5 protein-coding genes and 1 pseudogene are annotated in these 23,549 nt (G+C 69.3%); 4 read left to right on the forward strand and 2 right to left on the reverse strand.

Annotation, left to right across the window (positions count from 1 at the left end):
* Window positions 1-213 precede the first annotated feature (213 nt).
* A pseudogene (locus ACFXNW_RS05575) lies at window positions 214-17,064 on the forward strand (amino acid adenylation domain-containing protein); the annotation flags it as partial.
* 236 nt (window positions 17,065-17,300) lie between these two features.
* Window positions 17,301-18,326: an alpha/beta hydrolase gene (locus ACFXNW_RS05580; RefSeq protein ID WP_379416315.1), complete on the forward strand. Its 1,026-nt coding sequence runs from the start codon at window positions 17,301-17,303 to the stop codon at window positions 18,324-18,326.
* Between the two features lie 180 nt (window positions 18,327-18,506).
* Here ACFXNW_RS05580 and ACFXNW_RS05585 read toward each other — a convergent pair whose 3' ends face one another.
* Window positions 18,507-19,298 (reverse strand): enoyl-CoA hydratase, encoded by a 792-nt coding sequence (locus tag ACFXNW_RS05585; RefSeq protein ID WP_379416086.1) that lies wholly within the window; start codon window positions 19,296-19,298, stop codon window positions 18,507-18,509.
* Window positions 19,299-19,428: 130 nt separating this feature from the next.
* Between ACFXNW_RS05585 and ACFXNW_RS05590 the strand changes: the two genes are divergently transcribed.
* Window positions 19,429-20,652, forward strand: coding sequence for a TetR/AcrR family transcriptional regulator (locus tag ACFXNW_RS05590; RefSeq protein WP_379416088.1), 1,224 nt, complete (start codon window positions 19,429-19,431; stop codon window positions 20,650-20,652).
* 104 nt (window positions 20,653-20,756) lie between these two features.
* Here the strand turns inward: ACFXNW_RS05590 and ACFXNW_RS05595 are convergent, their stop codons facing one another.
* Window positions 20,757-22,277 carry an aldehyde dehydrogenase family protein gene (locus ACFXNW_RS05595; RefSeq protein WP_379416090.1) on the reverse strand — a complete coding sequence of 507 codons (1,521 nt, stop codon included), beginning with the start codon at window positions 22,275-22,277 and terminating at the stop codon, window positions 20,757-20,759.
* 271 nt (window positions 22,278-22,548) lie between these two features.
* Between ACFXNW_RS05595 and ACFXNW_RS05600 the strand changes: the two genes are divergently transcribed.
* Window positions 22,549-23,532 (forward strand): ATP-binding cassette domain-containing protein, encoded by a 984-nt coding sequence (locus tag ACFXNW_RS05600; protein ID WP_379416091.1) that lies wholly within the window; start codon window positions 22,549-22,551, stop codon window positions 23,530-23,532.
* Window positions 23,533-23,549: the final 17 nt, after the last annotated feature.

Below are 23,549 nucleotides of genomic sequence, written 5' to 3' on the forward strand. Positions count from 1 at the left end.
GCGGGGGATAATCGGGCCCGGTAGTTCGTCGGTGGCAGCGATGAACCACCGTGAACGGTAACGATCGGCACACGCCTACTCGATGCAGAGATGACGGCGTACTCCGTCGATCGGTCCGGGCAGGCCGAGGACACGACTACAGGCAGGGTGAGGCAGCTACATGAAACCGGTGGGTGGGCAGTGGCGCGGCGAGGTCCGGGGGACGATGCCGGCATGACACGTCCGGCACGAGTTCGCCCCACCCGCATCCGGCGCCCGCGGGTCACCACCCTGCCGCAACTGCTGGCCACCGCCGTCGAGGCGAATCCGGGGGGTATCGCGGTCACCTTCGCCGATGCCACCACCACGCTCGGTAGCCTCACCTACGCCGAGCTGGACGAACGCTCCACCAGGCTGGCGCATCTGCTGATCGCGCGCGGGATCGGCCCGGAGGATCTGGTCGCGGTCGGCATTCCGCGGTCGCTGGAGTCTGTGATCGCGGTCTGGGCCGTCGCCAAGACCGGAGCCGGCTTCGTCCCGGTCGACCCGAACTATCCCGCCGACCGGGTCGAGCACATGGTCACCGATTCCGGTGCCGTCTTCGGCCTTGCCGTCGCCGCGGTCCGCGACGATCTGCCGGATCGGGTGCAATGGCTGCTGATCGACACCGCCGAGACGGCCCGTGCGTTGGAGAGCTACCCGGTCGATCCGGTCACCTACACCGACCGGGTGCGGCCGCTGCGCGCCGAACATCCGGCCTACGTCATCTACACCTCGGGGTCGACCGGAAAGCCGAAGGGCGTGGTCGTCACCCAAGCCGGGCTGTCGAGTTTCTGCGATGAGCAGCGCGAGCGCTATCGGGTGACGCCCGAGTCGCGCACCCTGCACTTCGCCTCACCGTCGTTCGACGCCTCGGTGCTCGAACTGCTGCTGGCGCTTGGCGGCCCGGCAACCATGGTGGTGGTCGCGCCGACGGTGTACGGCGGTGACGAACTGGCCGCGCTGCTGCGGCGCGAGGGCGTGACGCACGCGTTCATCACTCCGGCCGCGCTGGCTTCGGTGGATCCGGCCGGAGTCGACGAGCTGCGTGTGATCGTCGCCGGGGGTGAGGCCTGCCCGCCGGAGCTGGTGCGGCGCTGGGTTTTGCCTATTTCCGACGGGCGGACCAGGGAATTCTTCAACGGTTACGGTCCCACCGAAACCACCATCATGACCAATATCAGCGCGCCGCTGGTGCCGGGCGAACCGGTGACCATCGGCGGGCCGATCCGTGCCATCACCGAGCATGTGCTCGACGAGCGCCTGACCCCAGTGTCGGACGGTGCCGTCGGCGAGCTCTACATCGCGGGCTCTCAGGTGGCGCGCGGCTACCACGACCGGCCCTCGTTGACGGCGGCACGTTTCGTCGCCAACCCCTTCGATCCCAGCGGCGCTCGGCTCTACCGCACCGGCGACCTGGTACGGGTCACGCCGGAGGGCACGCTGGAGTACCTGGGCCGTAACGACTTCCAGGTCAAGATCCGCGGATTCCGGATCGAACTCGGCGAGATCGATGCGGTACTGGCCGCACACGAGACCGTCGATTTCGCGGTGACGATCGGTCACCGGCTCGACAGCGGCGCGACGATCCTGGCCTCCTACGTGCACGCAGCACCGGGCGCGGTCATCGATACCGCGGCCCTCGACGCGTTCGCCGAACGCAGCCTGCCCGCGCATATGGTGCCCACCGCGATCACGGTGCTCGACGCGATCCCGTTGACTCCGGTCGGAAAGCTGGACCGCCGCGCGCTGCCGGAACCGCAGCTGCAGACCAGGGTGTTCCGCACGCCGTCCGGGCCGCTGGAGGAGGCTGTCGCCGAGGTCTTCGGCGAACTGCTCGGCACCGGTGAACCCGTCGGCGCCGACGACGACTTCTTCGAACTCGGCGGCAACTCGCTGATCGCCACCAGGGTCGCCGCGCGACTCGGCGAAGCGGTGGGTGCGCGGGTGCCCGCTCGGCTGATCTTCGAGGCACCGACCGTCGCGGGCCTCGCCCGGAAACTCGAGCCCTTGAAGGGTGCGGGCGGGCGCCGGGCGCTGACCCCGATGCCGCGCCCGGACCATATTCCGCTGTCGCTGGCCCAGCAGCGCATGTGGTTCCTCAACCAGTTCGACACCGCCTCGGCGGCCAACAACATCCCCTTCGCCGTGCGGTTGAGCGGCATGCTCGATGTGACCGCGCTGCAGGCCGCGATCACCGACGTCATCGAGCGGCACGAAACGCTGCGCACGGTGTACCCGGCCATCGACGGCACCGGCTACCAGGTGATCGTGCCCGCGGACGAGGTGGTGCCCGATCTGGCGCCGAAGCCGGTGACCGAGGCCGAACTCCCCGACTGGCTCGGGCAGCTCGCCCTCACCGGATTCGATGTGGCGGACGAGGTGCCGTTGCGGTTCGCGCTGGCCGACGTCGGGTCGGGACAGCACATCATCGCCGTGGTGGTGCACCATATCGCCGCCGACGGCGCCTCGGTCGCGCCGTTCATGCGGGATCTGCTGTCGGCGTTCCTGTCCCGGCGCAATGGCGCGCGGCCGTCCTGGGCGCCGCTGGCGGTCCAGTACGCCGATTACACACTGTGGCAGCGCGAAGTGCTCGGATCCGAGGACGATCCGGACTCGCCCGCCGCCACGCAGATCCGCTTCTGGCGCGACGCTCTCGCCGGGGTCCCCGACCGGATCGACCTGCCCGCCGACCGGCCACGGCCTGTGATCGCCTCCGGACGCGGCGCGGTCTACGACTTCGAGATCGATGCGCAGACCCATGCTCGCCTGGCCGAGATCGCCCAGCACACCGGTGCCTCGGAGTTCATGGTCGTGCACGCCGCCTTCGCGGTGCTGCTGGCGCGACTGGCCGCCACCGATGACGTCACCATCGGCACGCCGGTCGCGGGCCGTGGCGAGCGCGAACTCGACGCGCTCATCGGCATGTTCGTCAACACGCTGGTGCTGCGCACCCCGATCGACACCGGCTCCTCGTTCACGGCGTTGCTCGACACCGTGAAGGACACCGACCTGGCGGCCTTCGCGCACGCCGAACTGCCCTTCGAGCGCTTGGTCGAGGTGCTCGATCCGGTGCGTTCGCAGGCGCACCATCCGCTGTTCCAGGTGGCGCTGTTCTTCCAGAACATGAACGCGCCGCGCCTCGAGCTGCCCGGCCTGGCCGCCGAAGGCGTCGAGTTCGCCGGTGCGGTCGCCAAATTCGACCTGCAGCTGACCATCGTTCCGCGTACCGCCGACGGTGTTCCGGCCGGTCTCTCAGCCCAGTTCACCTACGCCACCGACCTGTTCGACGAACCGACGGTCGCCGAGTTCGCCCAGCGCTTCGATCGGGTGCTCACCGCGGTCACTCGCGATCCGCAGGCTCCGGTCGGCGAGATCGAGCTGCTCGCCGGCGCGGATCGGGACCGGCTGCTGCGAGAGTGGAACGACACCCGCTTCCCGATCACGTCCGAGCTGCTGCTCGACGGCTACCGGCGCACGGTCGAGCAGCGTCCCGACGCCGTCGCCGTGGTGTACGAGGACAAGGACCTGACCTACCGCGAGTTCGACGATCGGGTCAACCAGCTGGCCAGGCTGCTGATCGCGCAGGGTGTGGGCGCGGAGTCGCTGGTCGGTCTCGCGGTGCGGCGTTCGCTGGACCTCGTGGTCGGTATGTACGCCATCGTCACCGCCGGTGGTGCCTACGTTCCGCTGGATCCGGATCATCCGGCCGAGCGGATCGCGCACATCCTCGATACGGCGCAGCCCGTCACGGTGGTCACGACCACGACCGACGGCCGGTCGCTGCCCGAGGGCACGCCCGCGCTCTACATCGACACCGCCGATCTCGACGGCTTCGACGCGACGCCGGTGCGTCCGCAGGAGCTGCTGCGTCCGGTACGGCCGGACCATCCGGCTTATGTCATCTTCACCTCCGGCTCCACCGGCCGCCCCAAGGGCGTGGCCATCTCGCACGCCGCCATCCACAACCAGATCACCTGGATGCTCGCGGAGTACCCGCTCGGCTTCCACGATGTGTACCTACAGAAGACCGCGACCACGTTCGACGTGTCGCTGTGGGGCTATTTCATGCCGCTGCGGGCGGGCGCACGGCTGGTCGTCGCCACTCCCGACGGCCACCGCGATCCGGCCTATGTCGCCGAGACCATCGCGGCGCAGCGGGTGACGGTCACCGACTTCGTGCCCTCGATGCTGACGGTGTTCGCGGCGCATACCGCGCCCGGTTCCTGCCCGACGCTGCGCGAGGTGTTCGTCATCGGTGAGGCGCTGCCGCCGGAGACGGTGACCGCGTTGCGTGCGGTATCGAACGCCAATGTGCACAACCTGTACGGACCCACCGAGGCCGCGGTCTCGGTCACCTTCTGGCCCGCCGCCGGATCGATCGAACGCACCGTGCCGATCGGCCTGCCGCAGTGGAATACCCGGGTCTACGTGCTGGATTCGCGGCTGCGTCCGGTGCCCGCCGGTGTGCCCGGTGAGCTGTATCTGGCCGGCGAGCAGCTGGCCCGCGGCTACGTGCGACGCCCCGACCTCACCGCCGACCGGTTCGTGGCCAACCCCTTCGGCACCGGCCAGCGCATGTACCGCACCGGTGACCTGTGCGTCTGGCGCGAGGCCACCGCCATGGCCCCGCATCGCCTCGACTACCTGGGCCGCACCGACTTCCAGGTGAAGTTCCGTGGTCAGCGCATCGAGCTGGGTGAGATCGAGACCGCGCTGCTGGCGCAGGACTCGGTCAGCCAGGCCGTCACACTGGTCGTGGCGACCGCGCTCGGTGACCAACTCGTGGCCTATACCGTGCCCGCGCCCGGCCACACCATCGAACAGACCAGGCTGCTGGAAGCCCTCGCCGAGACGCTGCCCGCGTACATGGTGCCCGCGACGATCGTCGCGCTGGACGCGTTCCCGTTGAACCCGAGCGGCAAGCTGGATCGAAAGGCCCTGCCGGAACCGGTCTTCGAGATGCGGGCCTTCCGCGCGCCGTCCACGCCGGTGGAGGAGATCGTCGCCGGTGTGTTCGGCGAAGTGCTCGGACTGACCCGGGTCGGCGCCGATGACGATTTCTTCGCGCTCGGCGGCAACTCGCTGGTCGCCACCCAGGTCGTCGCGCGACTCGGCGCTGCGGTCGGCGCGCGGATCCCGGTGCGTGCGCTGTTCGAGACCTCGACGGTCTCGGCGCTGGCCGCTGCCATCGACTCGCAGACCCACACCGAGGACCGCATCGCCCTCGGCAGCATCCCGCGCCCGCCGCAGCTGCCGTTGTCGCTGGCGCAGCGGCGCATGTGGTTCCTCAACCGTTTCGATCAGGGCGAAGGCGCCGCCGCGGCAGCGGGTTCGGCGGCCTACAACCTGCCGTTCGCGCTGCGCCTGACCGGTTTGCTCGACACAGCAGCTCTCGGCGCCGCACTCGATGATGTGGTCGCCAGGCACGAAGTGCTGCGCACGGTGTACCCCGAGACGCCGCAGGGGCCGGTGCAGGTCGTGCTGCCCGCCGCCCAGGTCGGCCTCGATGTGGCGGTGCGCAAGCTGGCACAGGTCGATGTCGCGGGTGCGGTGTACGCGCTGGCGGCGCAGCCGTTCGATGTGACCGAGGAAGTTCCGGTCCGGGTGCGCCTGATCGAGATCTCCGATACCGCACCGGGTTCCGCGCCGGAGTATGTGCTCACGGTCGTGGTGCACCACATCGCCGGTGACGCGTCGTCGATGGGTCCGCTGGTCCGGGACGTGATGGTGGCCTACGCCGCCCGTGTCGCCGGCGAGGTGCCGTCCTGGGCGCCCTTGCGGGTCCAGTACGCGGACTACGCGCTGTGGCAGCGCGCGGTCCTCGGCGACGAATCCGATCCGGAATCGGTGGCCGCACGCCAGATCACGTTCTGGCGCGACCAGCTCGCCGAGCTGCCGGATGTGCTCGAGCTGCCCGCCGATCGGCCGCGTCCCGCCGTCGCGTCGATGGCCGGTGGACGGGTCGAGGTCTCGATCGACGCGGACACTCATGCGGGTCTGGTGAGCCTGGCGCGCAGCCATAACGCCACGCTGTTCATGGTCGTGCACACCGCGTTCGCCGTGTTGTTGTCGCGTCTGTCCGGGGCCGCCGATATCGCCGTGGGAACGCCGGTGGCCGGTCGTGGCGAGCGCGAGCTGGACGACGTGATCGGCATGTTCGTGAACACGGTGGTGTTCCGGACCCTGGTCGAGGCCGGTGAATCGTTCGAGGATCTGCTCGCCCGTCAGCGTGAGGTCGATCTCCAAGCCTTCGCCCACGCCGACGTGCCGTTCGAACGTCTGGTGGAGGTGCTGAACCCGCCGCGCTCGACCGCCCGTCATCCGCTGTTCCAGGTCGGGCTCTCGTTCCAGAACGTGGCACGCGCCGCGCTGGAACTGCCGGGTCTGAGCGTCAGCGGCGTGGACGCCGATCTGGCCGTGTCGCAGTTCGATCTGCATCTGATCGTCTCCGACATCTATGACGAGTCCGGCGCGCCTGCGGGTATCGGTGGCTTCTTCACCTACGCCACCGACCTTTTCGACGCCGCGACCGTGCGCGTGTTCGGTGAGCGGCTCGCGCGCCTGTTGGCTGCCGTGGTGGCCGACGCGACCGCACCGGTCGGCGATATCGACATCCTCGATGCCGCCGAGCGCACCGATGTCCTGACCACCTGGAACGACACCCGTCAGGCATTGCCCGATGCGGACCGCGCCACCCTGGTGACACTGTTGGACCGCACCGTCGCCGCCACCCCCGACGCCGTCGCGATCGTCGCCGACCAGGACGGCGAGCGGGTCGAGCTCGCGTATTCCGAACTCGATGCCCGCGTCAACCGCCTCGCCCGGCACCTGCTCGCGCTCGGCGTCGGCCCCGAGTCCCGGGTCGCCCTCGCCCTGCGCAGGTCCCCGGAACTGGTGATCGCCATGTACGCGGTGGCCAGGGCCGGTGGCGCTTACGTGCCGCTGGACCCGGATCAGCCGGGCGACCGCACCGGCTACATCCTCGATACCGCGCGACCGGTCTGTGTACTGACCGATGCCGCCACCGGTTTCACCACTTCCGACGCGCTGCTGGTGAGTCTGGACGACGTCGACCCGGCGACATCCGGGGCCCCCATCGCCGACACCGAGCGCCTCGCCCCGATCCGTCCCGGTCACACCGCCTACGTCATCTTCACCTCCGGATCGACCGGGCGGCCGAAGGGCGTGGCGGTCCCGCACGGCGCGATCGTCAACCAATTGCAGTGGAAGACCGCCGAGTTCGGTCTCGGCGCCGACGACGCCGTGCTGCTCAAGACGGCCGCGACGTTCGATCTGTCGGTGTGGGAGTTCTGGTCGGCCGCGGTCAGCGGCGGCAGACTCGTCATCGCCGCACCCGACGGCCACCGCGATCCCGCCTACCTGCACGACCTCATGGCGCGCGAACAGGTCACCACGCTGCATGTGGTGCCGTCCATGCTGGAAGCGCTGCTGGTCACCGCCGCCACCGCGCCGCACGCCCTGCGGCGGGTGCTGGCGATCGGTGAAGCACTGCCCGCCGGTCTGGCCCAGCGTTTCCGGACCGCGAACCCCGCTGTGGCGCTGTACAACCTGTACGGCCCGACCGAGGCCGCGGTCTCGATCACCAGCCACCGCGTCACCGACGCCGACCGTGCGACCGTCCCGATCGGTGGTCCGGAATGGAACAGTCGCGCCTACGTTCTCGACGCCAGGTTGCGTCCGGTGCCCGCGGGTGTGCCCGGTGAGCTGTATCTGGCCGGCGCGCAGCTGGCGCGCGGCTATTTCGGCCGTCCCGACCTGACCGCCGACCGGTTCGTCGCCGACCCGTTCGGTGACGGCGAGCGCATGTACCGCACCGGCGACCTCGTGCGATGGGTGCCTGCATCGCGCAGCGATTCGATGAGGGGTGGTGGCCGGGCGGCGGGTGGGCACCAGACCGGGGAGCTGGAGTACCTGGGCCGCACCGACTTCCAGGTGAAGATCCGTGGTTTCCGGATCGAACTCGGTGAGATCGAGTCGGCGCTGCTCGAGCTGCCGCAGATCGCACAGGCCGCGGTGCTGGCGAAGTCGGATCCGCACACCGGTGACCGGCTCGTCGCGTACGTGGTTCCGGCCGCGTCGTCCGCTCGGGTGGACCAGGTCGGACTGGAACGACGCACCGACCGAGCGGCATTCGATCTGGTTCAGGTGCTGGCCGGACTGACCATGGCGCTTCCGTCGTACATGGTGCCGTCGGCGTTCGTGGTGCTGGATGCGCTGCCGCTCAACGTCAACGGGAAGCTGGACCGTAAGGCGCTGCCGGAGCCGGAATTCGAGGCGCGCGAATTCCGTGCGCCCTCGACCCCGGTCGAGGAGATCGTGGCCGCGGCATACCGCGAGGTGCTCGGCATCGACCAGGTCGGCGCCGACGACGACTTCTTCGCACTCGGCGGTAACTCGCTGCTGGCGACCCAGGTCGCCGCCCGCATCGGTGCGGCACTCGATACCCGGGTCCCGGTGCGCGCGCTGTTCGAGGCGTCCACCGTCGCGGGTCTCGCGGTGAAGGTCGAACACACCAGCACCGATACCGTCCGCGTCCCGCTGGTCGCCAGGCCACGGCCGGACCGGATTCCGCTGTCGTTCGCCCAGCAGCGGATGTGGTTCCTCAACCAGTTCGACACCGCCGCCGCCGTCTACAACATTCCGGCCGCCATCCGGCTCTCCGGTGACCTCGATGTGGTGGCGCTGGGACGGGCCGTCGGCGATATAGTCGCCAGGCACGAAATCCTGCGCACCATCTACCCGAATACCCCCGACGGTCCGGTCCAGCAGGTGCTGGCGCCGGGCGAGGTGCCGATCGACCTGACACCCGCGCAGATCGGCGAGGAACGCGTCGGTCACGAGGTGGGCCGCGTGGTCGGCACCGGATTCGACGTCACGGTAGAGGTCCCCTTCCGCACCAGGCTCTTCCAGCTCGCGGGCAGCGAGTACGTGCTGGTGTTCGTGGCACACCACATCAGCGCCGACGGCTGGTCCATGGGCCCGCTGACCCGCGATCTGATGCTCGCCTACGCCGCGCGCAGCGGCGGCAACGAGCCGAGCTGGACGCCGCTGCCGGTGCAGTACGCCGACTACGCGCTGTGGCAGCGCGAAGTGCTCGGCGAGGAAACCGATCCGGGATCGGTGGCCGGTGCTCAGCTCGACTACTGGACCAAGGAACTGGCCGATCTGCCCGACGAGCTGAACCTGCCGTCGGACCGGCCGCGCCCGCCGGCCCAGAGTTTCGCGGGCGGCAAGAGCGAATTCGTCATCCCCGCCGACGTGCACGCCGCGCTGACCGAGCTCGCCCGCGCCCATAACGCCACCCTGTTCATGGTGGTCCACACCGCGCTGACGGTGTTCCTGTCCCGCATGTCGGGCACCGATGACATCGCCGTCGGTACTCCGATCGCCGGCCGCGGTGAGGCCGAACTCGACGATCTGATCGGCATGTTCGTCAATACCCTTGTGCTGCGCACCCGGGTGGCGCCGGAGCTGACCTTCGACGAGCTGCTCGCGGCCAACCGGGACACCGATCTGCGGGCCTTCGCCAACGCCGATGTCCCGTTCGAGCGCCTGGTAGAAGCCTTGGATCCGGAACGCTCGGCCGGACGACATCCGCTGTTCCAGGTGGCGCTGTCGTTCGAGAACCTGGCCGCGACCAGCTTCGAACTGCCCGGCCTCAGCTTCGCCGCCCTCGACCCCGCCGCCGACGCCGCCAAGTTCGATCTGCTGCTCACCGTGCGTGAGCAGCGCGACGGGCACGGCGCCGAAGCGGGTATCGCCGCCGAATTCACGTACGCGCGTGACCTGTTCGACGAGTCGACCGTGGCAGGCTTCGGCCACCGATTCCGCCGCGTCCTCGCCGCCGTCGCCCGGGACAGCGGCCGGGCCGTCGGTGATCTGGATATCCTCGACGACTCCGAACGCGTCGAGCTGACCCACCGTGCGGGCGGTCCGGCCGAACCGGTGCGCACCCTGCCCGAGCTGATGGCCGACGCCGTCGCCGCCAACCCCACCGGCACCGCCGTCGTGGTGGGCGAGCGCTCGTTCCGCTACGCCGAACTCGACGTCGCCTCCTCTCAGCTGGCCCGCGCACTGATCGAGCGCGGGGCCGGGCCGGATGTGCTGGTCGCGGTGGCGCTGCGTCGCTCGGTGGAATCGGTGCTCGCGCTGTGGGCAGTCGCCAAGACCGGTGCCGCCCTGGTGCCGATCGACCCCACCTACCCGGCCGACCGCATCGCTCATATGGTCCGCGATTCCGGTGCGGCGCTGGGTATCACGATGAACGCCGAACTCGACGATCTGCCGCCGATGACCGGCGGCGGCTGGATTCGGATGGACGATCGCGGCTTCACCGCGGACGTCGCCGGACGTTCGGACGCGCCGATCACCGCTGCCGATCGGCGCGGGCCGATCCGCGCCGCCAATGCCGCCTATGTCATCTACACCTCCGGCTCGACCGGTCTGCCCAAGGGCGTCGTGGTCACCCACGCCGGCCTGGCGAACTTCAGCGCCGAACAGGTACAGCGCTACCGGCTCGACACCTCCACTCGGGCACTGGCCTTCGCCTCACCGTCGTTCGACGCGTCGATGCTGGAACTGCTGCTCGCGCTCGGTTCCGCCGGCACCCTCGTGGTGGCGCCGCCGCTGATGTTCGGCGGCGACGAACTGGCCGAACTCATTCGCGCCGAAGGCGTGACGCACGCATTCATCACCCCGTCGGTACTGGCCTCGCTGGATTCGGCGGCGCTGTCCGGGATGCGCGGCATCGTCGCCGGTGGTGAAGCGGTCCCGGCCGAGCTGGTTGCCAAATGGGGTGGCGCGGGAAGCCGGGCCTTCCACAACGGATACGGCCCCACCGAGACCACCATCATGACCAATATCAGCGATCCGCTGCGTCCCGGCGATCCGGTGACCATCGGCGCGCCGATCCGCGGCATGCGTGCGCTGGTGCTCGACACCCGGATGCGTCCGGTGCCCGAGGGTGTCGCCGGTGAGCTGTACCTGGGCGGTATCCAGCTGGCCCGCGGCTATCACGCGCGACCCGGCCTGACCTCGGCGCGATTCGTTGCCGACCCCTACGGCGCGCCCGGCGAGCGGCTCTACCGTACCGGCGACGTCGTCCGCTGGCGTGGCGACGAGGTGGAATACGTCGGCCGCAACGACTTCCAGGTGAAGGTGCGCGGTTTCCGCATCGAACTCGGCGAGATCGACAGCGCCCTTGCCGCCCATCCCGGCATCGATTTCGCGGTCACCATGGGACGCGAGACCGCGGCGGGCGCCACCATTCTGGTGTCCTACGTGCTGCCCGAGCGCGGCATCACCCCCGACGTCACCGAACTCACCACCCAGCTCGGCCGGGTGCTGCCCGAATACATGGTGCCGACGGCGATCGTGGTGCTCGACGAGATTCCGCTGACGCCGGTCGGCAAGCTCGATCGGCGCGCGCTGCCGGAGCCGGTGCTCGAGACCCGCGCCTTCCGCGCTCCGCGCAGCGACGCTGAACAGGTGATCGCAGCGGTTATCGGCGAGGTGCTCGGCGTCGAACAAGTCGGCCTCGACGACGATTTCTTCGCGCTCGGTGGCGACAGCATCGTCTCCATCCAGGTGGTGTCGCGGGCCAGGGCCAAGGGCGTCGACTTCACTCCGCGCGATGTATTCCAGTCCAGGACCGTCGAGGCGCTGGCCGCCGCTGCCACCGTCGCAGGCGCCCCCGGCGACGAAGCGGGTGAACTGCCCGCCACCCCGACCGCGATCCGGCTGCTCGAACACACCGGCACCGGTGTCGAACCCCGCGCCATCGTGCTCGACGTGCCGAGCAACTGTCCGGCCGAGGACGTGGAGACCGCGGTCGGCGCCGTGCTCGATCAGCATCCGATGCTGTGGGTGCGCCTCGACCTGGCGGGCGCGGCGCCGCGGCTGCGCATCCCCGCCGTCACCGACCGGGTCGATCGCCAGTTCAGCTGGCTCGATCCCGAACTCGGTGAGACCACGCTGCCCATCGACGACGTGGTCGGCGCGGCAATCGACGCGCTCGATCCCGAACAGGGCCGCAATATCCACTTCGTGGCCACGGGTACTCCGGAGGCATTCCGGCTGGTGGTCGTCGCCAACGCGCTTGTCGTCGACGACTTGTCCTGGCGGACCATCATCGACCAGTTGACCGCCGCCTGGAACCGCGGCAGGCACGCCGCCCCCGCCGCGCCGGAATCCGGTCTCGGCGCCCTCATCCGGGCGATGGCCGAGCGGGCGTCCTCGCCCGCCATGGCCGAGGAAGCGCACTGGTGGCAGCAGAAGCTGGCCGCCGCCACCCGCGACGACCTGCCTACCGGTGCCGCTGATCTGCGGTCGCGGCGCAGGGTGTCACTCACCATCACCGGCGAGGGCACCGAGGCCGTGGCCGCGGTGGCCGAGGCCTATCACGCGAGCGTCGACGAGGTACTGCTCACCGCGGTCGCGCTCGCCCTGCACACCGCACAGCACGAAACCGTCACCCGCGCGGTGGGTTCGGTCATCCGGCTCGATGCCGACGGCCGCGCCGCCGCGGATATCGACGCGAGCAATATCGTCGGTGGCTTCCGCACTGCCTATCCGCTGCCATTGCGGCTGGACGGCGTCGACGTGCCCGATGCCTTGGTCGGCGGCCGGGGCGCGGGCGCCGCGCTCGCGCAGATCAAGGAACTGCACCGTGCGGTGCCCGGCCGCGGTGTCGGCTACGGCCTGCTCTGCTACCTGAACCCCGAGGCCGCCGCGGGCCTGCGCGATTTCGGCCGCGGCCGGTTCGCGCTGCGCTACCGCGACCTGCGTCCGGCCCGCGTGCACACCGACGTCCCGACCGACGATCTGCTGCTCGCGCTGACCGTCGACGCCACCGATGACGGTCTGCTGGCCCGTTTCGACTACGCGGCAGCGATATTCGCCGCCGACGAGGTGAAAACCTTCGCCGAGCACTGGATTCGCGCCCTCGGCGGCTTGGCCGAACACGGCCTGCGTCCGGACGCGGGTGGGTTCAGCCCGTCGGACTTCCCGCTGGTCTCGTTGCGGCAGGACGATATCGATCGCTTCGCCCGCGACTATCCGGAGCTGACCGATGCCTGGCCGGTGACGCCGCTGCAATCGGGCATGCTGTTCCATGCCCTGCTGGCCGACACCTCCGTCGACGTCTACACCACCCAGTTCGTCCTCGACCTCGGTGGCACCGTCGACCCGGCCCGGATGCAGGCCGCCGCGCAGGCGGTGCTGGACCGGCACGCGAACCTGCGCGTCGCCTTCGCCGACGACGCCGATGGTGCTCCGGTGCAGATCGTGCAGGACGGGATCGAGGTCCCGTGGCGGATGATCGATCTCTCGCATCTGGATCCGGCCACCGCCGTTGCCGAGGCCGAACGCATCACGACCGCTGATCTGGCCGATCATTTCGATATGCGGTCGGCGCCGCTGCTGCGTTTCGCACTGATCCGCACCACGGCCGCGGGCATCGACGCCGAGAGCGCCTACCAGCTGCTGGTCACCAGCCATCACATCCTGATCGACGGCTGGTCCATGCCGCTGCTGATGAAGGATCTGCTCACCCTCTACGCCCTCGGCGGCAACTCGCGGCATCTGCCGCAGGTTCCGTCGTACCGGGACTACCTGTCCTGGCTGGTCGCCCAGGACGCCGAGGCCGCCCGGCAGGCGTGGCGCACCGCGCTTACCGGGATCACCGAGCCGACGCCGCTGGCGCCGGTGGACCCGGGCCGGGAGATCTCGGCCGGTGTCGGTGAGGTCGGATTCGAACTGTCCCAGGCCGATACGACCGCGCTGACCCGCCTGGCCGCCCACCTCGGTGTCACCGTGAACACGGTGGTTCAGGCCGCGTGGGGTCTGCTGATCGGGCGCAGCGTCGACCGCGACGACGTCGTGTTCGGTGCGACCGTCTCCGGCCGTCCACCGCAACTGGACGGTGTGGAAGCCATGGTCGGGCTGTTCCTCAATGCCATCCCCGTGCGGGTCCGGCTCGGCGCCACCGACACCCTCGGCGGTCTGCTGCGGCAATTGCAGGCCGAACAAGCCGATCTGCTCGGCTACCACTACCTGGGCCTCAGCGATATCCAGGAGGCCGTCGGTGTGGAGGGGCTGTTCGATTCCCTCGTGGTGTTCGAGTCCTTCCCGGTGGACCGCGAAGGACTGGCCGAGGCCAGTGCCATCGACGGTATGAATATCACCGGCGTCGGCGCCGTGAACGGCACGCACTATCCGGTGACGGTCATGGTGGTGCTCGACCATCAGCTGCGGGTGTCGGTGAAGTACCTGCGCGACCTGTTCGACACCGACGCCGCCGATGCCCTCTCACGCCGGCTCGAGGCGCTGATCGGCCGGTTCGTCACCGATCCACAGGCCAAGGTCGCCGATATCGACGTGCTGTTGCCCGCCGAGGCCGCCGAACTGGCCGCGCGCAATGCCACCGACGTGCCCGAGCTGCTCGACGCTTCGACGCTGATGTCGCTGTTCGACGCCCAGGTGGCCCGCACACCGGATGCGCCCGCCGTCCGCTACGGCGCGCGGTTGCTGAGTTACCGCGAACTGGACGCGCGCGCCCGCGCGCTGGCCGCCGAGCTGGCCAACTTCGGCGTCGGGCCCGGCACATTGGTCGGCGTCGCCATGCGGCGCGGTATCGATCTGGTGGTCTCGATCTACGCGACACTGCGCGCGGGTGCGGGCTACGTGCCGATCGATCCGGATCATCCGGCCGAACGCAGCGAATACGTGCTCTCCGGTGCCGCACCGATCTGCGTCCTCACCACCACCGACGACGGATTCACCACCGGAACCGGTGTACCGGTGATCGCCGTGGACACGCTGTATCTGGCACCGGCCAACGGCTTCAGCCGTGCCACCGTGCGGCCCGACGACATCGCCTACGTCATCTACACCTCCGGCTCCACCGGCAAGCCCAAGGGCGTGATGATCACCCACCGGCAGATGGCCAACCAGTTCCGCTGGGCGCAACGCACCTACCCGCACGACGGCACCGATGTGGTGCTGCACAAGACGCCGATCACCTTCGACATCTCCACCTGGGAACTGTTCTGGCCGCTGCACACCGGCGCGGCCATCGTGGTCGCCGAACCCGACGGTCACCGCGATCCGGCCTACCTGGCCCGGACCATCGCCGAGTATTCGGTCACCACGGTGCATTTCGTGCCGTCGATGCTGGACGCGTTCCTCGACCCGGTGGCCAGTGGCGCCGCCGCGGCCGATTACCCGTCCCTGCGACGGGTGTTCGCGGCCGGTGAGGCACTGTCCGGCGAGACCGCCGCGACGTTCCGCGCGGCGCTTCCCGGCACCGAGCTGGTCAATTGGTACGGGCCCGCGGAAGCCACCGTCGTCACCGACCATCCGGTCACCGACACCGCGGCCACCGCGATCCCCATCGGCACGCCGGTGGCCAACACCCGGGTCTTGGTGCTGGATCGGCAGTTGCGGCCGGTACCGCCCGGTGCGGCCGGTGAACTGTATGTCGCCGGTGTGCAGCTGGCCCGCGGATACCACGACCGCCCTGCCTTGACCGCCGAACGCTTCGTCGCGGGCGCGGGCGGCACCAGGCTCTACCGCACCGGCGACGTCGTCCGCTGGACCGGTGCGGGCTCGGCCGCCGCACTGGAATACCTGGGCCGCAGCGACTTCCAGGTGAAGCTGCGCGGTCAGCGTGTGGAGCTCGGCGAGATCGAGACGGTGCTGCTCGCCGGTGAATCGGTGCGCCACGCCGCGGTCTCGCTGGTCCGTGCCACCACCGGCGACCGGCTGGTCGCCTACGTGGTGCCCGCGCCGGGCCGCACCGTCGACGAGCGCGAACTGCTCGCCAATGCCCGTGCCGCCCTGCCGTCCTACATGGTGCCGTCGGCGATCGTGATGCTGGAAGGGATGCCGTTGAACGCCAGCGGCAAACTCGACCGCATGGCTCTGCCGGTGCCGCAACTGGCCGGCCGCCCGTTCCGCGCGCCGACGACGCCACTGGAACGCACCATCACCGAGGTGTTCGCGGAAGTGCTCGGTGTCGAGCGGGTCGGCATGGACGACGACTTCTTCGACCTGGGTGGCAACTCGCTCATCGCCACCCGCGCGGTGAGCAGGTTGCGTACCCGCACCGGCGCCGAGATCCGGGTGCAGTGGTTCTTCACCGACTCCACCCCTGCCGACCTCGCCGACAAGATCCTGGCGGTGCTGGCCGGCGAGCACGACTACGACCTCGACTCCAATGCCGCACTCGGGGTGGTGCTGCCGATCCGGACCAGGGTGCCGCACGACACCGACGCGGCAGACCCGCTGTTCTGCATCCACCCGATGTACGGACTGTCCTGGTGTTACGCCGGATTCGCTCGGTACCTGCCCGCCCGGTACCCCATCTACGGCCTCCAGTCGCCTGCGTTGTCGGAGGAGCGCTACCTGCCGCGCTCGCTGGGCGAGATGGCGCGCCGGTACGCCGCCGAGATCCGCGCCGTCCAGCCCGAGGGCCCGTACCGGCTGCTCGGCTGGTCGCTGGGCGGGGTGATCGCGCATGCGGTCGCCACCGAACTCCAGGCGGCCGGTCACGAGGTGACGCTGCTGGCGATGCTGGACAGCCATCCGGCCATCGACGTCACCGATTTCCGCGCCGCCATCCGCGACGCACTGGCCGAACTCGGCATCGGTGACGCCCAGCTGCCCGACGGTGACATCCACGACCTGACCGAGGAGGCGCTGGCTGCGCTGCACGCCACCATCCCGCCGGATATGGCGGTGCTCACCCCGGAACGGGTGCGCCGTATCTACCGCAGCGCCGTCCGCTCGGCCGAGCTGATCGCCGAGCACCGGCCCGGTGTGTTCCGCGGCAGGCTGGACTACTTCAGCGCCGCGGGCCACGAGACGGCGGCCCGCAACTGGGACGCCTACGTCGACGGCGCCGTCGACGACCACCCGGTCGCGGCAGATCACGATCAGATGACATCGCCGGAAGCGCTGGCCGAGATCGGTCCGATACTGGCCGACCGGCTGGATCCCGCCCGCACGGCGGGTCGATCATGATCAGATATAAGCGGTTCCGGCATGATGGTGGCAACGGTGTGGTAACGATGCCTCCTGTTGTCACGACTACATAGACCGTATGGTCGGGCGTGACGCGGCGATGTCTGTCCCGGCCCGACCTGGGATGCCCGCCGACAGCAGTCGTCATGGGAATGCCCGATGAAATCTCGAGAAGAAGCGAAGGTGCGAAATTGACACGTCGACTCACCCGGCGCGGCGGCACTCGTGCCGCGGCGATGATCGCGGCAACGGCAGTTCTCGCGGGAGTCATGTCCGGAATCGGCGCATCCCCGGCGGCAGCGGCTGACCCGATCATCGACAACAGGACCCTGCTCGGCGACCCGACCGCGCCCGATGGTTCCCGCATCGTCAAGGCCGAGTACAAGGACGACCGCAACATCCGGTTGCACGTGTACTCCGCCGCGATGGACGAGAACGTTCAGATCGATGTGCAGCGTCCGGCCGACGCCTCGGTGCCCCGTCCCACCCTGTACCTGCTCAACGGCGCGGGCGGCGGCGAGGACGACGCCTCATGGCAGGTGAAGACCGACGCCCTCGACTTCCTGTCGGACAAGAACGTCAACGTCGTGCAGCCCGTCGGTGGCAAGTGGAGCTACTACACCGACTGGATCGCCGACGATCCGGTGCTCGGCCGCAACAAGTGGAAGACCTTCTTCACCGAGGAGCTGCCCCCGCTGGTCGACGGTGCGCTCGGCACCAACGGCACCAACGCCATCGCGGGCCTGTCCACCTCCGGCACCACCGTGCTCGCGCTGCCCATCGCCAAGCCCGGCCTGTACAAGGCTGCCGCCGCCTACAGCGGCTGCGCCCAGACCAGTGACCCGATCGGCTCGGAGTTCGTGAAGCTGACCGTCGAGACCTGGGGCGGCGGCGACACCATGAACATGTGGGGCCCGGTGGGCTCGGAGGAGTGGGTGAAGAACGACCCGTACGTCAACGCCGAGCAGCTGCGCGGCCTCGACCTCTACATCTCCACCGGCAACGGCCTGCCCGGCCGGTACGACACCCTGAACGGCCCCTACGCGCTTCCCGGCGCCTACGGCCTGGCCAACCAGATCGTCATCGGCGGTGTCATCGAGGCGGGCACCAACTACTGCACGAACAATCTGAAGGGCAAGCTCGACTCCCTCGGCATCCCGGCCACCTACAACTTCCGGGATTCCGGTACCCACTCTTGGGGTTACTGGCGTGACGAGTTCCAGCGCTCCTGGCCGGTACTGGCCAAGGGCCTCGGGATCTGATCCTCTCCGACACACGACGGCCGCCCCGGTAACTACCGGGGCGGCCGTCGCCGTTTCGACAGGTTCCTAGAAAGTTCGGGGATGAGGAACCGACCGATGGACTCAGTTGCCCCGGTATCCAGGTAAGTCATAGCCGGGCAACATAGTCCCCGGTCCTCGGGCCGGAGCGTGCAGGTGTGGCTAGTCGGCGAATACGGCCTTGCGCTTGCCGAGCATGGCGGCCGCGCCCTCCCGGAAATCGGCCGATTCCAGCAATTCGACCTGGCCGGACTTCTCGGCCGCCAGTACCTCGTCCAATGCGGTGAGGGTGGCAAGGTTGAGTGCCTTCTTGGTGAGTTCCAGCGCACGGCGCGGGCCGGCCGCGATCTTGTCCACCGCCGCCTCGACGGCGCCGTCGAGCTCGTCGACAGGGAGCGCCGCGGTGAGCAACCCCGCCTGCTTCGCCGCCGTGGCGGGCAGACGTTTACCCAGCAGCGCCATCTCGTTGGCCAGCGGGCGTCCGGCCGCCGCGGCGACCAATGCCGCGGCGCCACCGTCGGGCATCAGGCCGATATTGATGAAGGCGAGCAGCAGGTAGGAGTCATCGGCCGCGTAGACGAGGTCGGCGGCCAGGGCGATACCGACCCCGACACCGGCCGCGGCGCCACGGATACGTGCGATGACGGGCACCGGGGTGTCGACGATCGCGCGGACCAGGCGGTTCGCGGCGTCCATCGTCATCTCCGGGGTGATGCCGTTGGCGTCGGCCGCCAGATCTGCGCCGGTGCAGAAGTCGCCGCCGTCGCCGGTCAGCAGGATTACCCGCACGGCCGGGTCGTCGGCGACGGCCAGGAACGTGTCGCCGAGGGCGACCATCGTTTGATAGGAGATGGCGTTCTTGCGGCCTGGGTTGGTGATGGTGACCCGGAGGACCCGGCCGTCGCGTACCGCGGTGAACCCGGCGGCCGAAGATGATGAATCGTGGCTGACCATTTCCGCTCCCTGTAATGCGATTCGGCGGACACCGGCCGTGAATCGTGGTTAACTTTGCGAATTGTGGTTAACTTAGGATGATTTGTCCGGCGCTGTCAACCGGTGGCGCTGCCGCAGAACGGAGAGCAACATGGTCGCCGATCGCAGCGAGGTCGACCTCGTGCGCACGCGGCCGGCGGGCGGTCGAACCGTGCGCCGCAGGCCCAAGGATCGCAAGGTCCAGATCATCCGGGCGGCGGCTCGCGCGTTCAGCGAACGCGGGTACTACCCGGTCGGGGTGGACGAGATCGCGGCCGAGGTCGGCATCTCCGGTCCGGCGCTGTACCGGCATTTCGCCAACAAATACGCATTGCTGGTCGCTGCGGCCGAGGAAGGCGCGCGCCAGCTGCTCGACGTCGCCACCGCTGCCGACGATCCGGTGCTCGACCCGGCCGATCGCCTGGACGCGCTGATCCGCGCCGTCGCCGATCACACCATCGACATCCGGCGCGAAGCGGGCCTGTACCGCTGGGAGCGGCGCTACCTGGAGAAAGAAGACCGCGCCCGGATCAAGAAGCTCTACGACGGGCTCAACGCCACCTTCGCCGCACCGATCGCGCACTTGCGCCCGGACGCCTCGCCCGAGGACGTCGCATTGCTCGCCGCCGGTGTGTTGAGCACTGTCGGCAGCATCTCGGCCCATCGCACCGCGCTGTCCACCGCCCGGCTGTTGCCGCTGCTGCGGGACATGTCCACCGCGATCGTGCGTGCCGAGCTGCCCGCCGCGCCGAGCGCCGCCGACCCGGCGCCGCAGCCACGCGGTCTGCCGGTCACCTCCAAGCGCGAACAGCTGCTCACCGAGGCCATCCGGATCTTCGGCAGGCAGGGCTATCACGAGGCGAGCATCGAGGAAATCGGCTCGGCCGTCGGGATCAACGCCTCCAGCGTCTACCGCTATTTCAGCAGCAAATCCGATCTGCTGGCCGCGGCCTTCCACCGCACCGGTGACCGGCTCGCCATCGCCATCAGCGAGGCGCTGGCGGAGGCGACCGGTCGCGCCGACGCCGTCGACCGCATCGCCGACCGATATGTGCGGCTCAGTTTCGCGATGCCGGAGATCATGCCGGTGTATTACGCGGAGTTCAGCAATCTGCCGCAGGCCGAGCAGCACAAGCTGCGCGCGATCCAACGGCAGAACGTGCTGGAGTGGGCCAATCTGCTCGACGGCGATCCGATCGAGGCGCGGTTCCGGGTACATGCGGCGATCGGTCAGGTCATCGATGTCGGCAGGCTCGTTCGCTTCGACACGCGCACCGAGCACATCGCGAGGGTGCACGCATTGATGATGGCGGTCATGCTCGGCCCGTCGCGCTGACGCGCGTTCGATACCGGTGCCGTCGGGTGATGCTGCGCGGACTGCCCTGACGCCGGGTCGGTGCCGCCGCATGGCCTGCTGCTCGGGCCGCCTGTTCCGGAACCTCAGCGCCCGTGCCGCAGCCGGAACATGGTGCGGGCCAGCCGCAGCTGGCGAGGATTGCGGTCGAATGTGGTGAGTTTCAGCGGCGCCCGATACTTGGTGCGCGCAATGGCAAGGGTGCGGGTGAACTCCAGTAGGCCGAGCTCGCCGTGGCTGTGGCCCTGCCCGTACTCGCCGACGCCGCCGAACGGCAGCGCCGGAATCCCGGTACACGCGGTCGCGGAATTGATGGTCACCACGCCAACCCGCAAACGTTCGGCGAAGGCTTCGACGCTGGCGATATCGCGGGTGAATACCGAGACCGAGATCCCGCTGCCGACGGCGTTGACCCGCCGCACCGCCTCGTCCATATCGGCGACCTTGTTCACCACGAGCACCGGGCCGATGGCCTCGCCGCTGACGACAAGGCTCTCCTCCGGCACGTCGGTCAGCACGATCGGCTCGACATACGGTTCGCGGATCGAATCGAGCCCGCCGACCACCGCGCGCCCGCCGCGCGCGAGTGCGTCGCGCACCTGCCTGCGGACCACATCTGTCTGCTCTTCGAGGATCATCGGGCCGTAGGAGGCGTGCCTGGCCGCGCCAGGGCGCAACCGCCGCGCGTGCTCGACCACCAGCTCGAGGAAATGGTCGTACACCGACTCGGCGACGTAGGCGCGCTGCACACCGGCGGCGTTCTGGCCGGCATTGGCCATGGCGCCGAACACCGCGGCCTCGGCGGCGTCGTCGAGTTTCGCATCGACCTGCACCACCATGGCGCCTTTACCGCTGTACTCGACCACGACCGGCGTCAGGGTCTGGGCGCACATCTCGATCACCCTGCGGCCCTCGGCTTCCGGGCCCGCGTAGGCGATCTTGTCCACCCCGGATCGGCACAGGGCCGCAGTGGTGGAGCCGTCGCCGGTGATCGCTTGCAGCACCGGCTGATCGGGCGCCAGCTCCAGCCAGGTCTGGGCCAGCCACACCCCGACACCGGTGGTCAGCTCGTGCGGTTTGAACACCACGGCGTTTCCGGCTGCCATGGCGTAGGCGATGGAACCCATCGGCGTGAAAACAGGGTTGTGCCAGGCGCCGATCACCCCGATCACGCCGAGAGGCAGATAGCCGACCGACGCGCGCTGATTGCGGGTCAGCCAGTTCGAGTCGATGACCCGCCTGCCGAGGGTGCGCGCGGCATTGCGGGCGGCCCAGTCGAGATTCTCGATCGCCAGCATCACCTCGATGGCGGCGTCGGCCTCGGGTTTGCCGGTTTCCTCGCGGACGAGGTCGATCAGTTCCCCCGCGCGTCGGGAGATGCTGCGTTTCCAATCCAGCAGCCATCGTTTGCGGGCACCGGAACTCAGTTGGGCCCACCACTTTTCGGCTGCCCGTGCCGCGCGAACGGCGCGTTTCAGCTCGCTGGAACCCTGGACGGCATAGCTGCCGACCGTCTCCCCGGTGCGTGGGTCGTAGGAGGTAAGCACGCTCGGTCGGCCCGATCCTCCCGAACGCGCCGCCACATCAGGCTGCGCGGACTCGGCCATGGACCCAAGAGTATGGGCGCGGTCACCGGCCGACAAGGTACCTCCGCTGCCCTAGCACTGCCGAATACCCGCCGTACCTGCGCCTATTCGATCCCCTACCGATAGTGTGAGTAAGCGCACAGCCGAGTGGGCCGGTCTCCGGTGCGGCCGGACCGGTCCGAGCGAAATGCCAGGGCCGGTAACATCGCGCCCGGCGGTACGGATCACCAAGCGGGACGTCGCTGCGTGCGCTCCGGCATCCCGCCCCTGCCCGGCCGATAGTGGAGAGTTGATGCCGAGTTCGAATCAAGTCGAGTCGCCCGCGAGCGAACCCGCGGTCCAGGTCACGGACGTGCGGAAGTCGTTCGGTGAGGTGCACGCGCTGCAAGGCATCAGCTTCACCGCCGAGCGCGCCAGTGTGCTCGGCGTCCTCGGCCCGAACGGTGCGGGCAAGACCACCACCGTCAAAATCCTGTCCACGCTGCTGCGCCCGGATTCGGGCACCGCGATCGTCGCCGGTCACGACGTGCAGAAGGATCCGGCCGGTGTGCGCCGCTCCATCATGATGACCGGCCAGTACGCCGCGCTGGATGAGAACCTGTCCGGCCGGGAGAACCTGGAGCTGTTCGGCAGGCTGATGGGCCTGACCAAATCGGCCGCTCGCACCCGCGCCGACACCCTGCTCGAGGAATTCGACCTGGTCAGCGCGGGCCGTCGCGCCGTGCGCAACTACTCCGGCGGCATGCGCAGGCGTGTCGATATCGCCTGCGGTCTCGTGGTCCGGCCCGAGGTCGTATTCCTCGACGAGCCGACCACCGGCCTCGACCCGCGCAGCCGTCAGGGCGTGTGGGATCTGGTGAACGCGCTCAAGGCCCAGGGCATCACCGTCCTGCTGACCACGCAGTACCTCGAAGAGGCCGACGTGCTCAGCGACAACATCATCGTCATCGACAAGGGCACCGTCATCGCCGAGGGCACCGCCGATGAGCTCAAAGAGAAGACCGGCGGCAGCTACTGCGAGGTCGTCCCGCTGGACCCGTCGGATCTGACCAAGGCCGCCACGGCACTCGGCGATCTGGTGCCCGCGGCGGTATCGGCGGAACTCAACGGCGGCGACCGGCTGTCCATCCCGGCGCCGGAGGGGGCGACGACCCTGGCCGAGGCGCTGCGCAGGCTGGACTCGGCCGGGGTCGAGCTGGCCGATATCGCACTGCGCAGGCCTTCGCTCGACGACGTGTTCCTGTCCATCACCGGCCATTCGGGCGGCCACGCGTGACCGCTGCTGCCACCACC

The organism is Nocardia sp. NPDC059180, assembly GCF_042754945.1.
Lineage (GTDB): Bacteria > Actinomycetota > Actinomycetes > Mycobacteriales > Mycobacteriaceae > Nocardia.

What these genes read in the sequence shown, in the direction of transcription:
- ACFXNW_RS05600 (WP_379416091.1), top strand. Translation starts at nt 22,549, where the DNA reads ATGCCGAGTTCGAATCAAGTCGAGTCGCCCGCGAGCGAACCCGCGGTC.
- ACFXNW_RS05585 (WP_379416086.1), bottom strand. Translation starts at nt 19,298, where the DNA reads ATGGTCAGCCACGATTCATCATCTTCGGCCGCCGGGTTCACCGCGGTA.
- ACFXNW_RS05580 (WP_379416315.1), top strand. Translation starts at nt 17,301, where the DNA reads ATGATCGCGGCAACGGCAGTTCTCGCGGGAGTCATGTCCGGAATCGGC.
- ACFXNW_RS05590 (WP_379416088.1), top strand. Translation starts at nt 19,429, where the DNA reads ATGGTCGCCGATCGCAGCGAGGTCGACCTCGTGCGCACGCGGCCGGCG.
- ACFXNW_RS05595 (WP_379416090.1), bottom strand. Translation starts at nt 22,277, where the DNA reads ATGGCCGAGTCCGCGCAGCCTGATGTGGCGGCGCGTTCGGGAGGATCG.